General features: G+C 70.6%; 15 protein-coding genes. 5 read left to right on the forward strand and 10 right to left on the reverse strand.

The window, feature by feature from the left end; all coding sequences use genetic code 11:
* Positions 1-333: 333 nt before the first annotated feature.
* From ABZS37_RS15120 to ABZS37_RS15130, 3 genes are all read right to left on the reverse strand, one after another.
* Positions 334-1506, reverse strand: a complete 1173-nt coding sequence (locus ABZS37_RS15120) for a zinc-dependent alcohol dehydrogenase (protein WP_355169208.1) — start codon at positions 1504-1506, stop codon at positions 334-336.
* Positions 1507-1533: 27 nt separating this feature from the next.
* Positions 1534-2487, reverse strand: coding sequence for an SRPBCC family protein (locus ABZS37_RS15125; protein WP_355169210.1), 954 nt, complete (start codon positions 2485-2487; stop codon positions 1534-1536).
* Between the two features lie 125 nt (positions 2488-2612).
* The gene (locus ABZS37_RS15130; RefSeq protein WP_355169212.1) at positions 2613-3122 is read right to left on the reverse strand and encodes a DUF6584 family protein; all 510 of its coding nucleotides are present in this window, start codon (positions 3120-3122) and stop codon (positions 2613-2615) included.
* Positions 3123-3280: 158 nt separating this feature from the next.
* On the opposite strand from ABZS37_RS15130, the gene ABZS37_RS15135 reads away from it, so the two are divergent.
* Positions 3281-3643 carry an SCP2 sterol-binding domain-containing protein gene (locus ABZS37_RS15135; protein ID WP_355169214.1) on the forward strand — a complete coding sequence of 121 codons (363 nt, stop codon included), beginning with the start codon at positions 3281-3283 and terminating at the stop codon, positions 3641-3643.
* Between the two features lie 3 nt (positions 3644-3646).
* Complete coding sequence (locus tag ABZS37_RS15140) at positions 3647-5698, forward strand: glycogen debranching N-terminal domain-containing protein (RefSeq protein WP_355169216.1); 2052 nt, start codon at positions 3647-3649, stop codon at positions 5696-5698.
* A 15-nt stretch (positions 5699-5713) separates the two neighbouring features.
* Here ABZS37_RS15140 and ABZS37_RS15145 read toward each other — a convergent pair whose 3' ends face one another.
* Positions 5714-6670, reverse strand: coding sequence for a helix-turn-helix domain-containing protein (locus ABZS37_RS15145; RefSeq protein WP_355169218.1), 957 nt, complete (start codon positions 6668-6670; stop codon positions 5714-5716).
* A gap of 96 nt (positions 6671-6766) precedes the next feature.
* Here ABZS37_RS15145 and ABZS37_RS15150 point away from each other — a divergent pair, with 96 nt between their 5' ends.
* Positions 6767-7789, forward strand: coding sequence for a saccharopine dehydrogenase NADP-binding domain-containing protein (locus ABZS37_RS15150; RefSeq protein WP_355169220.1), 1023 nt, complete (start codon positions 6767-6769; stop codon positions 7787-7789).
* Positions 7790-8105: 316 nt separating this feature from the next.
* Here ABZS37_RS15150 and ABZS37_RS15155 read toward each other — a convergent pair whose 3' ends face one another.
* A complete protein-coding gene (locus ABZS37_RS15155) occupies positions 8106-9149 on the reverse strand; it encodes a HEAT repeat domain-containing protein (protein WP_355169222.1) in 1044 nt (347 codons plus the stop codon).
* Between the two features lie 6 nt (positions 9150-9155).
* Positions 9156-9824 carry a HEAT repeat domain-containing protein gene (locus ABZS37_RS15160; RefSeq protein ID WP_355169224.1) on the reverse strand — a complete coding sequence of 223 codons (669 nt, stop codon included), beginning with the start codon at positions 9822-9824 and terminating at the stop codon, positions 9156-9158.
* 85 nt (positions 9825-9909) lie between these two features.
* On the opposite strand from ABZS37_RS15160, the gene bla (ABZS37_RS15165) reads away from it, so the two are divergent.
* Positions 9910-10821: a class A beta-lactamase gene (gene bla, locus ABZS37_RS15165; protein ID WP_355169226.1), complete on the forward strand. Its 912-nt coding sequence runs from the start codon at positions 9910-9912 to the stop codon at positions 10819-10821.
* Positions 10822-10832: 11 nt separating this feature from the next.
* On the opposite strand, the gene ABZS37_RS15170 is transcribed toward bla (ABZS37_RS15165), so the two are convergent.
* Together ABZS37_RS15170 and ABZS37_RS15175 are read right to left on the reverse strand one after the other, a co-directional pair.
* The gene (locus tag ABZS37_RS15170) at positions 10833-12353 is read right to left on the reverse strand and encodes a hypothetical protein (RefSeq protein ID WP_355169228.1); all 1521 of its coding nucleotides are present in this window, start codon (positions 12351-12353) and stop codon (positions 10833-10835) included.
* A gap of 13 nt (positions 12354-12366) precedes the next feature.
* Positions 12367-12759 (reverse strand): hypothetical protein, encoded by a 393-nt coding sequence (locus tag ABZS37_RS15175; RefSeq protein WP_355169230.1) that lies wholly within the window; start codon positions 12757-12759, stop codon positions 12367-12369.
* 195 nt (positions 12760-12954) lie between these two features.
* Between ABZS37_RS15175 and bla (ABZS37_RS15180) the strand changes: the two genes are divergently transcribed.
* The gene (gene bla / locus ABZS37_RS15180; RefSeq protein ID WP_355169232.1) at positions 12955-13866 is read left to right on the forward strand and encodes a class A beta-lactamase; all 912 of its coding nucleotides are present in this window, start codon (positions 12955-12957) and stop codon (positions 13864-13866) included.
* Between the two features lie 28 nt (positions 13867-13894).
* Here bla (ABZS37_RS15180) and ABZS37_RS15185 read toward each other — a convergent pair whose 3' ends face one another.
* Positions 13895-14815: a serine hydrolase gene (locus tag ABZS37_RS15185; protein WP_355169234.1), complete on the reverse strand. Its 921-nt coding sequence runs from the start codon at positions 14813-14815 to the stop codon at positions 13895-13897.
* The gene (locus ABZS37_RS15190) at positions 14812-15717 is read right to left on the reverse strand and encodes a LysR family transcriptional regulator (RefSeq protein ID WP_355169236.1); all 906 of its coding nucleotides are present in this window, start codon (positions 15715-15717) and stop codon (positions 14812-14814) included. Before ABZS37_RS15190 ends, ABZS37_RS15185 begins: the two co-directional genes overlap by 4 nt.
* Between the last annotated feature and the right edge of the window lie 9 nt (positions 15718-15726).

Genomic DNA, 15726 nt, shown 5'->3' on the forward strand with positions numbered 1-15726 from the left:
ACGGGTCGTCGCGCAACCGGCTGCGGAGGTAGCCCTCGCGCCACCGGCCGGCCCGAAACTCGCTGGCCCGCACCACTCCCCCAAGCGGGGAGCCGGCCCTCTCCAACGCCCACCAAGCCCGCAGACGACGCATCCACCACGTCAAACCGGCACCGCTCCCCTGCCGAAAACCAGCACGAGTGCAATGCCACCGCCCCGCCGAGATCCACACGAGATCGCCGACGTGGCGGTATCCCATCCGCCGGATACCCCCATGTCGCCGATATGGAGTCGATCAACGCCGACATCCCGACAGGTGAGAGGTGTCGACCGAATGCTGGACGGTGCGCCCGGTCAGACCTTGAGCAGCACCTTCGTACAGTCGTCCTGCTTCTTCTGGAAGATCTTGTAGCCCTTCGCGGCGTCGCGCAGCGGCATCCGGTGACTGACGATGAAGCTCGGGTCGATCTCGCCGCGCTGGATCCGCTCCAGCAGCGGCCGGATGTAGCGCTGGACGTGGCACTGACCGGTCCGCATGACCAACGACCGGTTCATGAACGCGCCCATGGGGAACTTGTCGACGAAGCCGCCGTACGCGCCGATGACCGAGACCACCCCTCCGGAGCGGCAGGCGAGGATCGCCTGGCGCAGGGCGAACGGCCGTTCCGTCTCGGTCCGCGTGGCCTGCTTGGCCCGGTCGTACGCGTACATGGCGGTGTTGCCGTGGTGGCCCTCCAGGCCAACCGCGTCGATGCACGCGTCGGGACCGCGGCCTGCGGTCATCTCGTTGAGCGTGTCCAGCACGTCGGCCTCTTCGTAGTTGATCGTCTCGGCGCCGGTGTGCTCCTCGGCCAGCCGCAGCCGGTACGGGAACCGGTCGATGACGATCACCCGTTCCGCGCCGAGCAGCCGGGCGCTGGCCGCGGCGAGCAGCCCGACCGGCCCGGCTCCCCAGATCGCGATCACCTGCCCGGGTTTGATGTCGCACATCTCGGCGCCCATGTAGCCGGTCGGGAGCACGTCGGCGAGCATGACCGCCTGGTCGTCGGGGATCTCGTCGGGCACCTTGATCGGGCCGACGTCGGCGAACGGCACCCGGGCATACTCGGCCTGACCGCCGGCGTAGCCGCCGAGCAGGTGGGAGTAGCCGAAGATGCCGGCCGGCGAGTGCCCCATGATCTTCTCGGCGATGCCGGCGTTGGGGTTGGAGTTCTCGCAGACCGAGTAGAGGCCGCGCTGGCAGGACGAGCAGTGCCCGCAGGCGATCGGGAAGGGCACCACGACGCGGTCGCCGGGTTTGAGGTTACGGACCTGCGGGCCCACCTCGACGACCTCGCCCATGAACTCGTGGCCGAGGATGTCGCCCTTGCGCATCGCGGGGATGTAGCCGTGGTAGAGGTGCAGGTCGGAGCCGCAGATTCCGGTGGTGCTGATCTTCACGATCGCGTCCCGGGAGTTCATGATCTTCGGGTCGGGTACGTCGATCACCTTGACGCTGTCGGTGCCCATCCAGGCGGTGGCCTTCATCGTCGATCCCTTTCGGAGCGTGGGCGGTCAGCGGCGGGATGCCGGCAGCGGCTGGGCGGGGCGCTGCATGGCCTGCTGGCGTACGGAGATGCCGTTCGGGCTGCCCTCGGAGCGGACCACCTCGCCGGTCTCCAGCACCTGCTTGAACCGGCGCAGGTCGTCACGGACCTGCTGCTCGGGTTCCTCGCCGAAGAGCTTCGCCACCGCCCGACCGAGCGCACCGGCCGGCGGCGCGTAGCCGAGTTGCACGCGTACCTCGGTGCCCCGGTCGCCCGGCGCGGGCAGGAAACGGACGCGACCGGCGTTGGGCACCTGGGCACCGGGCATCGATCGCCAGGCGACGGACTGGTTCGGCTTGTCGTCGACGATCTCCGCATCCCACTCGATGCGCCGGCCGGCCGGGCCGCGGGCGATCCAGTGCGAGCGGCGCAGGTCGTCGGCGCGTACGGACTCCAGGTGCGCCATGAACCGGGGCAGGTTCTCCATGTCCCGCCAGAACCGGTACGCCTCGGCCGGCGACCGGTTGACGGTGACCCCGAGACTGATCCGGATCATGCGGTTCCGGGTCCGACGGGCACGGGTCGATGCGATCGCGACGGCCAGGTCCACGGCGGTGATGCCGGCGATCACGGCAGTGGCCAGCGCGAGCCGCCGGCGCCGCTCGCCGTGCCGATCCGTCAGCGCCCGGCCGAGCAGCGTCAGGTCCATGGCGTCGCCGGCCACCCGGGTCCACACCCAGCCGCCGGGGTGACGGCCGGCGATCAGGGCGGCGGCGTGCGCCACTTCCCGCGCACCGACGCTCCTGATGACCGCCATCGCCGCCGGGGAGTCGTCGACCCCGGTGAGCCGGGACAGCGGGCCGGGCTCGGCCAGCGCGCCGGCGCCGAGCGCGAGGCTCAGCCAGCCCAACGCACGCGGCAGGGCCTTACTCGGCTCCGACCCGTCCAGTTCCGGCAGGCGTACCCCGTCGACACGGTCCACGTCCGGCCCCTTCCGCTCGGCGCTACCACCGGCGCTCCGGCGGCGCGGCGGTGGTTCCGCCACCGTGACGCTATGCCGTACGGCCGGCTGCGGCGCCCGTTTCGGCCCAGAATGTTCCCGGCGGCCTACAGTGCCCACCGGATCACGGTGATCAGACCGAGAACGATCAGAGTTACCAGGATCGCGCCGATCACCGCTGTGACCAGACAGCAGCCCAGTTCGTCTCGCCACGAGCTGGGCTCTGCGGGCCGGGATCCGACGTTGGTCCAGTCGACCAGGGAGGGGTCTTCCTGCCGGGCCCGATCGACGAGCTGACCGAGCCTCGCCCCGGCCACCGGCCCGAGCCTGTCGGTGGGGTCGGTGGCCACCTTCAGCACGAGCAAGCGCTGCCGGGCACCCGGACGGCACCTCTCGAACGCGGCGATCTCCTCCGCGCCGGCCTCCTCGCTGAGGAACCCCCACCGCCCGGCCTCGGCCACGTTGCCCACCTGCCGGTACAGCGCGGCACGCCGGGCACGCAGTTCCAGATCGTCGGGGTACGCGGCGTTCAGGCTCGCGAGACGCTGCATCGCGGGGTGAATGTGCCCACGCCGCAGGTCGGCCTCTACCTTCGCCAGCACGTGCTCTTTCGCCATGGCGGACATTCTGATTGGTACGCCTGCCGCGTCGACAGTCACATATCGCTGGCCAACAGGCGAGGTTGGGCAGCGGCCAGCGCGGAAGCGCCACGGAGTTAGCGGCCGGGTGCAGCGGGTAGCCGACCTGCGTTCCTACCAGCGTCTGCGGAGGTCGGATGACGGCGACCAGTGCTTTCTTCGATCGGTTGGCCGTCGCTTGCCAGGATCCACGCTTCAGCAAGGTGCGTGGAAGCGTGCGATTCGACATCCAGGACGGGGACCACCTGGAGCAGTGGCTCCTGAAGATCGATCATGGCCACATGGAGGTGACGAGGAGCGCTGGTCCCGCCACGACTGTCATCAGGGTGTCCGCGCAGGTCGCGGAGGCGATGGCGCGCGGTGAGGTGAACGGTCTGGCGGCGATCACCCGGGGCGACATCTTGGTCGACGGTGACCTCGCCCTGGCGCTGCGACTCGGGCGGCTGTTCCCGCGCGTACCCGAGTTGCAGGCGCAGAACAGCTCGAATGGCGGTGAGTGACCGATGAGGGACATCACGGACACCGTGTCGTGTATCGATGGGAACACGTTCATGGTGTCGGATGCCAGCGGGGACGTGGAGTCGTCCCCCTCCACTCCGGTCGGGCTGTTCGCCGCCGACTCGCGTTTCCTGTCCCGCTGGGTGCTCACCATCAACGGCGAACGCATGACCGCGCTGTCGGTGGACGACAGCCAGTACTACGAGGTCGCGTTCTTCGTGGTGCCGGGCGGAGCCGTCGACTACGTGGAGGCTGACGTGTCAGCCATCCGGCGGAGGCGCATCGGCGCGGACCTCACCGAGTCGCTGACGATCTTCAATTACGGTGACCACGACATGGATCTCGACGTACGGCTGGAGGTAGCGGCCGACTTCGCCGACATCTTCGAGATCAAGTTCGACATCGCTGACAAGACCGGCAGTCACTACACCGAGGTCGGCTCGGACGAGTTGCGCCTGGGCTACCGGCGCGCCACCTACCACCGTGAGGTTGTCCTGTCGGCGAGCAAGCCGGCCGACTTCGACCCGAACGGCCTTCGGTTCGCGGTTCGACTACGGCCCGGGGAGCAGTGGTCGACGCGGTTGCAGGCTGCCATGCGGGCGTTGCGCCCGGACGGCGTCGACCTGCGCTCCGCTCTTCGCGCGCAGCGGCCGGACGATTCCACCCTGCCGGAGAGCGTGCGGGCATGGATCGCGGCGGCCCCGACACTGGACACCGACAGCCCCGCCCTCCAAGAGGTGTACAGCCGCAGCCTGGTGGACCTCGCGGCGCTGCGGTTCGCCCCGCTCTCGCTCGGCGGCGCGACCGTGCCCGCGGCCGGGCTGCCCTGGTTCATGACCCTGTTCGGCCGGGACAGCCTGCTGACCTGCCTGCAGACCCTGCCCGTCACACCGTCGCTGACGCCACCGACGCTGCGGATCCTCGCCTCGCTTCAGGGCGCCCGGACCGACGATGTGCTGGAAGAGGACCCCGGCCGGATCCTGCACGAGTTGCGCTACGGGGAGTCGGCCGCGTTTGAGGAACAACCCCATTCCCCCTACTACGGCACCGTGGACGCCTCGCCACTGTTCGTGGTGCTGCTCGACGAGTACGAGCGGTGGAGCGGCGACACGGCGCTGGTGATCGAGTTGGAGCAGGAGGCTCGTTCGGCCCTGGCGTGGATCGACCTGTACGCGGATCTGACCTCCACCGGCTACATCTGGTACGAGAGACGCAACCGCGCCACCGGCCTGGACAACCAGTGCTGGAAGGACTCCTGGGACAGCATCTCCTACGCCGACGGACGACTGCCGGGCTTCCCGAGGGCCACGTGCGAAACCCAGGGGTACGCCTACGACGCCAAGATCCGAGGAGCGCGGCTGGCTCGTACCGTCTGGGGTGACCCCGACTTCGCCGACCGACTGGAGCACGAGGCGGCGGCGTTGTACGACCGGTTCAACCGCGACTTCTGGCTGGAGGACCGGGGCTTCTACGCCCTCGCGCTCGACCATGACGGCACTCCCGTCGACAGTTTGTCCTCCAATATCGGCCATCTACTGTGGAGCGGCATCGTGCCGGCCGAGCGGGCCGGGCGGGTCGTGGAGCACCTGATGGGTCCGGCGCTCTTCTCCGGGTGGGGGGTGCGCACCTTCGCCGAGGGGCAGCGCCGCTACAACCCACTCGGCTACCACAACGGCACGGTCTGGCCGTTCGACAATTCGTTCATCGCGTGGGGTCTGCGCCGTTACGGGTTCACCAGTGAGGCGGGCCGGATCGCCGAGAGCATCCTCTCCGCCGCCACCTACTTCCAGGGTCGCCTACCCGAGGCGTTCGGTGGGTTCGACCGCAACACCACCCGGTACCCGGTCCGGTACCCGACCGCCGGCAGCCCGCAGGCGTGGTCCAGCGGGGCGTCCATGCTACTCATCCGCACCCTGCTCGGCATCAATCCGCACGAGGACCACCTGGCCGTGGACCCCGCGGTGCCGTCCGCCTTCGGACGGATCGCGCTCCTGGACATCCCTGGTCGCTGGGGCAAGGTCGACGCCTTCGCCCGCCACCGCCCCGACCAGCCCTAGCCGGTCGGATGCCGATCACGACTCTGCTGGGGGGCCACCGCTGCGGAAGGTGCGACGGTACGCGTCCGGAGGTACGCCGACGGTGCGGTGGAAGTGTCGGCGCAGCGTCGTTGCGGTCCCCAGGCCGGCCGCTTCGGCGATGACGTCGATGCTGTCGTCGGTGTTCTCCAACAGCTCCTGGGCCCGGCGGATCCGCTGCGTCGACAGCCACTGCAGCGGGGTAGTGCCGGTGGCCGACTTGAAGTGGCGGGCCAGGTTGCGTGAGCTCATGTTGGCCTGGCGGGCCAGGTCCTCGACGGTCAGCGGTCGGTCCAGCCGTTCCATCGTCCAGGGGAACAGGTTGGCGAGCGGGTGGTCGTCGCGGGCCGGCACCGGGGTGGTGACGAACTGGGCCTGGCCGCCGGCCCGATGCGGCGGCACGACCAATCGGCGGGCGACGGCGTTGGCGACCGTCGAGCCGTGGTCGCGGCGGATCAGGTGCAGGCACAGGTCGATCGCGGCGGCTTTGCCGGCGGAGGCGAGCACGGTGCCGTTGTCGACGTAGAGGACGTCCGGGTCGACCCGCACCCGGGGATAACGGGCGGCCAGCGCGTCGGTGTGGGCCCAGTGCGTGGTCGCACGCAGCCCGTCGAGCACCCCGGCGGCGGCCAGCACGAACGCGCCGGTGCACAGCGAGACCATGCGGGCGCCGGCCGCGTGGGCCGCGCGGACGGCGTCGAGCAAATCAGGGGGTACGTCCGCGTCGATGTCCTCCACCGCGGGAATGATCACGGTGTCGGCGCGGGCGAGGCGGTCCAACCCGTCGTCGGGCTCCATCAGGAATCGGCCGATCCGGACCGGGCTCGGGCCGCAGACCGCGAGGTCGTACCACGGGTCCGCCTGACCGGAGGGGTCGCGGGCGAAGACCTCGCAGGCCAGGGCCAGCTCGAAGTGCAGCATCCCGTCGGTGGCGGCGAGCGCGACAGTGGTCATGTCCGAAACTGTACGGGTCATGGCGTTCCCGACACTGGTCGGAGCTGGCCGCCGCTGCGAGGCTCTTTGTAGTTGATCTGCGAGGGGGAACCACAGATGGCTCAGAGCATTGCGGTGTTCGGCGCGTACGGACACACCGGACGGTTCGTGGTGACGGAGTTGCGCGAGCGCGGGTTCATGCCGCTGCTCCTCGGCCGCGACGAGAGCAAGCTCCAGGCGTTGGCGACGTCGGGGCTCGAATACCGGGTGGCGTCGGTCGACGATCCGACCTCGCTCGACCAGGCCGTGAAGGGCGCGGACGCCGTCATCAACTGCGCCGGCCCGTTCGCCTCGACCACCGCCCCGGTGATCGAGGCCGCCCTGCGCGCCGAGATCCCGTACGTGGACGTGGCGGCCGAGATCGAGGCCAACCTCGACACGTTCACGTACGTCACCGACCGTGCCGAGGCCGCAGGCGTCGCGGTGGTCCCGGCGATGGCCTTCTTCGGTGGGCTGGGCGACCTGCTGGTCACGACGGCGATGGGCGGCTGGACGTCGGCCGACGAGGCGCACATCGCGTACGGACTGAGCAGCTGGCACCCGACGGCCGGGACGGTCGCCGCCGGCACGGTCTCCCGTGAGCGCCGCGACGGCCAGCGGGTCCGCTACACCGGTGGCCGGCTGGAGTACTACGTCGGCGAGGGCGACCTGCCGAGCCTGGAGTGGGACTTTCCCGCTCCGCTGGGCCGGCGGCGGGTCCTCGGCGAGTTCACGATGGCCGACGTCGTCACCGTCCCCAGCCACCTGGCCATTCCCGAGGTACGCACGTACATGACCGTCGACGCCGCCACGGACCTGGCGGCTGCCGACGCACCGGTCGCGGTCGACGACCTGGGCCGGTCGGCGCAGACGTTCACGGTCGACGTCATCGTGCGTCGCGGCGACACGCAGCGACGCGTCGTTGCCAGCGGCCAGGACATCTACGCCATCAGCGCGCCCCTGGCCGTCGAAGCGGTCCGTCGCATTCTCGCCGGTCAGGCGAGGACCAGCGGCGTCGCATCCGCCGGCGCGATGTTCGACGCGCCCGACTTCCTCCGGGCGCTGTCCGCGCACATCTCGGTCGAGCTGATCAGTGGCTGAGGCCGGCCAGCGTCGCCAGTCGCTCCGCGCTGGCCGGCTGGCTGGGCGGGTGGGCGATGTACCGCCCGCTGCCTTTGGAGCTGAATCGTTTGCGACATCACCGGCCGGGCGAGGACGGCGCGCTTCTCGGACCGGAAAGCCAGCCAGCGCAGCTGAATCGTCTACGACATCAGCTCCAAAGGCACCAAGACCCCACCCACCCGGCCAGCATGGCCGGGTGCGCCACGCCGGCCGGCGTCAGTTGAGCCACGAGGGTCAGAGGATCACGCTGACTCCGGCCGCCTCGCACGCGGCGGTGATGTCCTTGCCGGCCCTCTCAAAGGCCGGGTTGTCGGGGGGCAGCGGTCGCCGGGTCCGGCTGCGGGTCGCGTAACGTGAGAATGTATGCCGCCGTGCGCGCGACGACAGGGTCTCCATCCTGGGACAGATCGATGAGAGCACGGGTGGCGGTGCTCCCCGGGATATCCGCGAGCGCCTGCGTCAGCCGCCGACGTGCGGACGAGTCAGCGGTCCCGTGGGCGAGGCGGTCGACGAGCCTGGTCGCGATCTGATCCGCCAACGCGGGATCACTCGCCACCGCGCTCAACGCGTCGGCCGCTTCGACGTCATTCGTCTCCTCGATGACCATGTCGACGAGCGTCGGAACCGCCTCGGCCACTCCCCGTGCCCCCAGCGCCAGGGCCGCGTACCTGCGGACCACGATGTCGGAGGTCGCGAGGGCGTCCCTCAGCAGTGCGGTCGCGCCCGCGCTCGGGATCTCGGCGATGGACTGAACGGCACGCTTCCGCACCTCGGCTTCTGGTGAGCCGAGACCCTCCGCCAGCAGCGCCAGCCCGCCGTCGCCCGATTGCGCCAGAGCCCATCGAAGGGCTCCGGCGACGTTCGGGTCCGTCTCGCTCAGCGCCGCCTCGACCAGTGCCTCCACTGGCACCGGAACCTCGTCGACCGAGGACAGGGCCGCGCGCTGGCGCCTCCCCGCGCTCTCGGACCTCAATGCCTGGAGGAGTGCGACGATCTGGAGGACATCGTCCCAGCCGGCGGGTTCCGCGCCACCGACCCGACGGAGTCGAGTGAGCAACTCCGTCTCGGCAGCGATGCGCTTTCTGGTCTGGCGGATGAGGTCATCGACGAGCTCCGAGGGTGTGAAGCCGGGTTCATCGAGCGCGCGTCGGACGTCACGCAGCGACAGCCCCAGTGACCGCAGGCTCTCGATGTGGAAGATCAGCCGCATGTCCTCATGGGAGTACTCGCGATAGCCAGCGCCGGTACGACCAGTTGGCCGCACCAGGCCGAGCGACTCGTAATGCCGGAGCATGCGGGCGCTCACCCCGGACCGTCGTGCCACATCACCGATCAACACGGCCGATCACCCCTCCTCGTTGGTCCTGCCGAGGGCTACGACGCGTTTCGCCTCCTCGATCGCGAACTCGAAACCGGCATCCGGGTCGCGCAACAGCCGTTCCGTGGCGATGGCGTGCGCGCGCACCAGAGGGTCGAGGTTTGTCGTCGCGGCCCGCAGGGTCGGCATGATCAGCTCACCGAGCGCGATCAGCGCCCGGCTGAGGCTCAACTGCGTCTCCCGCTTGCCGCGTCCGAGCTGGGTCGACAACACGCCGGCCAGCTCGGGCTCTGCACCGTCGGGCACGAGGACGACCGCCGCTCGCCAGGCGCTCCGCGCCACCTCGTCGTCGGCGTCGGTCAGCAGCGCCCGTGTTATCGCCGGCCACGCTCGCCGATCCCCGATCTTGGACAGCGTGTGCAACGCCTGGCTTCGTGCCTGCGTACGTTCCGAGCGCAGTTCGTCGATGAGCTTTTCCACTGTCATCGAGGATGGGTGGCGGGTGAGTGCCCAGGTGAGCATTTCGCGGACGTAGAACTCGGGCTCGATCGCGCATCGCTCGATGAGCTTGTCGACGAACCGTGGGTCAGGGGTCGTGCCGACCGCCAGCGCCACGCGCAGCCGCACCGACGAGCTGCTGTTCTCCAGCCCCTGGAGAGCCCGCATCGTGTTCGTGTCCTTCTCCGGCACGGTCATCGGAACCACCTCATGGACCCAGTGAAGATCTTGTCACTGTGTCAAGGTCAAACGGGCACCATCCCGCGACCGGAGAGGAATGACGATGGCTGTTTCGGTACGACGTCTGGCGACCGCGGTGGCCGCGGCGTCGATTCTGGTTCCGTTGACAGCGTGTGGCACGGCCGACGTGGCAGACGTGCGGAAGCGGGGCGCGGAGGCGACGGTCACCCCGCCGCCGGCCGCACCGCAGGAGTTCCAGCGGCTGGAGGAGACGTTCGAGGCGCGGCTGGGAATCTACGCCGTCGACACGGGCACTGGCCGCAGGGTGGAGTACCGGGCCGACGATCGGTTCGCGTACGCCTCGACGTGGAAGGCGTTGGCCGCCGCCGAGGTGCTGGACGAGACCACGGACGCCGAGCTGGATCGTGTGGTGCGGTACCCGGCGCAGGACCTGGTGACGCACTCACCGATCACCGGGAAGCACGTCGCCGAGGGCATGAGCCTGCGCGCCCTCGCTGACGCCGCCGTGCGCTACAGCGACAACACCGCTGGCAACCTGCTGCTGAAGCACCTTGGAGGGCCGCAGGGCTTCGAGAAGGAGCTTCGCGAGGTCGGCGACACGGTCACCGACGCGGCCCGCTACGAGACCGCACTCAACGAGGCAAAGCCGGGCGACAGGCGGGACACCAGCACCGCGCGGGCTCTGGCGGACGACCTTCGGGCGTACACCGTCGGGGACGCCCTGGAGCCCGCGGACCGCGACCTTCTGTGCGGCTGGTTGCGGGGTAACACCACAGGTGGGGCGCTGATCCGCGCCGGGGTGCCCGCCGGCTGGGTCGTCGGGGACAAGACCGGCACCGGAGGGTACGGCACCCGCAACGACATCGCCGTGATCTGGCCGCCCGACCGCGCGCCGATCGTCCTCGCTGTGCTGTCCAGCCGCGGCGAGAAGGACGCCAGCCACGACGACGCCCTCATCGCCCAGGCCGCCAGGGTGGTCGTCGCCCAGTTGTGACAGCGGTGGTCTCACCGCGGCGGTCGACGCCGCGCCTGGCCTGCCAGCCGGGCCAACAACTCCTGGTACGCCTGGGTCCGGACGGCCGGTTTCGCGGACATCGCGTCGGCGGCCATCGCGGCATGCGCTTCATGCTCGGCCGCGACAGCCACAGCATCGGTGGCTGCCCGGTGAATGCGCTCCCCCGCCCGGTGCCGTTCGTGCCACGGACGGATGGCCGTGCTGGCGACGTGCAGACCGGCCACCCCGCAGCCAAGCGCGACCAGCACCAGGAAGATGAACGCCACCCCCTCCCCGAAGGAGGGCAACGCCCCACCCAGGCCGAGGGACCGCTCCAGCAGCCGGTCATGGCGGGCGTCGAGGTAGTCGGCCGCGCCTGCCCCGGCCAACCAACCGCCGGCCAGCGCGGCGCCTACGCGGACCGCCATGACCCGGGGTGACGCAAACCAGGCGGCGGGCGACCGCGGCGCCGGATCGTACGCGGCACCGAGCCGGAACGCGGCCGGCACGAGCCCGAGCGTGGCCCCCAATCCGCCCACCACGATCTGGGCGCTCAGAATGCCCGCGACCCGCAGGTCGTACCAGGATGCCGCCAGGCAGGCGAGGAGCACCAGGGCGCTCGTCCAACCGCCGACGAACACCAGCGCCCGCCGGACGGCCGCCAACCGGGCCGCTCGGGTGGTCCGCGTCGCCTCGGCGGACCGCCACTGGTCGACCCGCTGCTGCGCATTCCGGCGTTCGTCCGCGGCGCGTTCCCGTTCTGCCTCCCGCCGGCCGCGCTCGTCGTGCCACTGGGCCTGGTCGGCCCTGCGTCGGGCCTCTTCCGCCGGACTGACGAATGGTGACAGGACGCTGGGACGGCCCGGTTCCCGGAGCGGGTGACGCGGTGGCAGGTCGTCGGGGATCCGCCAACCGATGCCCGTCGCGAGCACGACCCGCAACCCGCCGTCCAGCCGGTCCGGCAACAGCACCGCGACACCGGACGCGTGCCGCCGATCATCCAGCCCGTCGACGACCAGCACCAGCCGCTCGCCACGCCGTGCGCACGCCTCGGCCGCGTCGGTGTACCAGCCCAGCAGGTGCGCCTCCCGGGTCGACCCGGTCAGATGGCCCGGCATCGACCCGTCGGTCAGCTCGACGAGTTGCTCCAGCACCACGTCGACGAACGCATCGCGGTTCTCCCGTTCGGTGCGGCCCGGGGTGACGAAGTACGACACCACCCGCACGCCGGGCGGCGGGTGAAGCACGAACCAGGACAACAGTGCCGTCATTCCGGCCCGAGGGGCGGCCTCCCACCGCAGGTAGGCGTCCGGCCCGTCGGCCGCGCAGAAGGCCGCGAGCCGCGCGAGGTCGGCCTCCCGGCTCAGCAGCCGGGCCGGGGCGATCCGGCGTACCTCCGCCAGGTACGACGACCGCACCCGCGGGCCGTAACTGTTGTGCTGGACGTTGTTGTCGCCGATCTGCACGCCCCGGGCGTCGCGGGCGTCGACATCTCGCGATCGGCTGTCGTCCGGCTGGCCGCTGCCGCCCATCTGCCCGACCTCCTCAGTGGAAGGTGTTGTGCTGCGTGTTGCTGCTGCCGAGTTGGACGCCCTGCGCCCCCCGCAGGTCGACAGGCCCGATCTCGGTCCCCCCGCCGGCCGCCTCGGCCCGCGCCAACAGGTCCCGCGCGATGCTGAGGATCTGCTCGTCCCGGTCGACGCCGGCGCGGATGAGGTCCTCGGCGAGGCGCACCTGCCAGACGCCCGAACCGGTCTCGTCCGCCTCCAGCGATTGCAGCGCCTCCTGGCCACGGCCGGTCAGCCTCTGCCGCACCAGACCCCGAAGGTTGACGGCGCCATCCCGGACCAGGGCGCTGGTCGCGTCGGTAACCCCCGTCGTGGCACCCAGCGTCAATGCAGCGATGAGCAGTTCCACACCGTCCACGCGTTCCTCCATCAGCGATGCGTCACCATGATGGCCCTATTGGACCATTCGCAGGGCCGCCGGGGATGCCCGCGCCGCGCGACAGCATGCCGAATCGGCATGGAGGAGACGGCTTCTGTCTTCGACAGCATTCCGAGTTCCTGGCAGCGTCTGGACCTGCCCGGCCGGTGTCCTCCGGTGCGGGTCGATCCACGAGGAGGAACGACGATGGCTGTTTCTGTGCGACGTCTGGCGGCCGCGGTGGCTGCGGTGTCAACCCTGGTTCCGTTGGGCGCGTGTGGCACCGCTGACGCAACGGAGGTGCGGACGCCCGACGCGGAGTTGACGGTCACTCACTCGCCGCCCGCCCGGCAGGAGTTCCAGCGGCTGGAAAAGGCGTTCGGGTCGCGGCTCGGTATCTACGCCGTCGACACGGGCACTGGCCGCAGGGTGGAGTACCGAGCCGACGAGCGGTTCGCGTACGCCTCGACGTACAAGGCATTGGCCGCCGCCGAGGTGCTGGACGAGACCACGGACGCCGAACTCGATCGTGTGGTGCGGTACTCGGCGGCGGACCTGGTGTCCAACTCGCCGATCACGGAGAAGCACGTCGCCGAGGGCATGAGCCTGCGCGCCCTCGCCGACGCCGCCGTGCGCTTCAGCGACAACACCGCTGGCAACCTGCTGCTGAAGCACCTCGGAGGGCCGGAGCGGTTCGAGAAGGAGCTGCGCGAGGTCGGCGACACGGTCACCGACGCGGCCCGCTACGAGACCGAACTCAACGAGGCAACGCCGGGCGACAAGCGGGACACCAGCACCGCGCGCGCTCTGGCGGACGACCTCCGGGCGTACACCGTCGGGGGCGTCCTGAAGCCCGCGGACCGCGACCTGTTGCACGGCTGGTTGCGGGGTAACACCACGGGTGGGAACCTGGTCCGCGCCGGGGTTCCCGACGGCTGGGTCGTCGGGGACAGGACCGGCGCGGCGGGGTACGGCACCCGCAACGTCATCGCCGTGGTCTGGCCGCCCAACCGCGCCCCGATCGTCCTCGCCGTGCTGTCCAGCCGCGGCGAGAAGGACGCCACCTACGACGACGCCCTCATCGCCCAGGCCACCAAGGTGGTCGTCGCTCAGCTGTGATCAGCGGCTGGCCACCGCGTTGCACCACCTAGTCCCACCAGGGCAGGGCGCCCGTTCGCAGGTAGTCGTGCAAAGTGCGGGCAACCTGCGCCATCGTCGCCTCGCTGCCGGGTTGCTGCACGGCGGGCACGCGGGAGGCGGTGAGCGCGGCCACCGCGTACGACTGCCCGTCCATGTGGTCCACGACTCCAACCTCGTGCCGCAGGTGCAGCAGGGTGCCGGTCTTCGACGACCAGCGCGAGGCGTCGGAGGTGAAGTCCGGCGCGAGTCGCTGCCGGTGCAGGGTGTCGCCCATCAGCTCGCGTACCCGGGTCGCGGTTGTCGGTGGGATCGCCGACGGTCGCCAGATGGCGTGCAGCAGGTCGACCAGGGCGCGCGCCGAACCCGCGTTGGCGCGGCTGACGTCGAGCTGGGCAACCGGGTGCCCCTGTCCCGGGGTCGCGGCGCCGATGGCGAGGGTGTGGGCCAGGTGGGCGTTATCGGGGCCGAGTCGTTCCGCGGGGGTGTCGGTGAGGTCGCTGATCCGGTGCCGCACCGCGATGCCCTCGATGCCGAGTCGCCGCAGCTCGGCGGCGACCATGGCGGGTGGGGTCAGGTCGAACAGGGCGTCGGCGGCGACGCCGTCACTGATCGACGTGCTCAGATAGAGCAGGTCGTCCAGGGCGATGCGGGCCGGGTGGCGGAAACGGCTCAGGCCGGTCGGTCCCGGTGTGGTGAGTCGGCCGGGTACGACATCGACCGGCATCGCCAGGTCGAGTTCACCGCGGATGGCCCTCTCCAGGACGGCGACCGCCAGCGGCACCTTCACCAGCGAGGCGATTGGATGCTCGACGTCCGTGTCGACGCCGATCTCCTCACCCGAGTCGAGGTTGCGGACGAGGAACGAACCGTGCAGCCCCGCCTCGTCCAACAGCTTGCGGGCGTTGCGCACCACGGCGGAGGCAGTCATGACGTCCCATCGTTCGACGTCCGGCGAGCGTTCGGGACCCCCAGGCACCAGGCGATGTCCGCCCGCAGGTTCACGCGGAGCTGTTCGGCGTCCTCCCGCACCCCGGCCGCGAGGTCGTAGCCGCGTTCCAGAGCAGGTCCCGCGAGGGGGCACCAGTGCAGTCCGAATTCCTCGGCCTGATCTCGCGAGCAGAGCAGCAGGTCGGGAGAGCTGAGGGCCTCGGCCGCGGCGTCGACGAGGGTTGGCGTGACGGTCACCTGAGCCGGTTGCAGCCCGACCGCATGACCCACTCGGGTCAACGGATCCCGCAGGTGGGGCACGTCGTCCTCCGGCTGGATCAGGATCCGGCGCCGGGTCCGCCCGCCGCCGGATCGGCTGGTTCGGAGGCTCTCCAGGGACACCGCAGGCGCCGGGAAGGGTGCCCGGCCGGCCAGCCCGAGCGGAACCCGCCAGGCCGCCGTGGCGGCCGGCACCGCGACAAGGCTCGCCCGCGTCTCGAGGGTACGACAGAGCCGAGACCGCTCTTCGGGCCCAGCCAGTCGCACCTCCAGGTGAAGCCCGCGTCGGCGCCCCTCGGCCACCAGGATGGCGAGCCGGTGAGCGGCGCAGACGTCCGGCACGGCGATCCGGAGCGGGCTCAGCCGCGCCCGCTCGGCGTCGTGGGCCATGGCGTCGGCAAGGTCGACGAGATGCCGCGCCGTCGGCAGCATGTCCCGCCCGAACTGCGTCAACCTGACCGCCCGCGACGAACGGTCGAACAGCCGGGACCCGAAGTGTTCCTCCAACGCGGCGATGCGACGACTGGCGACCGATTGGGGAATGCCTGCCGCAGCGGCGCCCGAGGTGAAGCTGCCGTGGCCGCTGACGGCCACGAAGGCCCGGCACGCAGCCACCACATCCACCGACAGATC

The organism is Micromonospora sp. NPDC005413, assembly GCF_040606435.1.
Taxonomy (GTDB): Bacteria; Actinomycetota; Actinomycetes; order Mycobacteriales; family Micromonosporaceae; genus Micromonospora.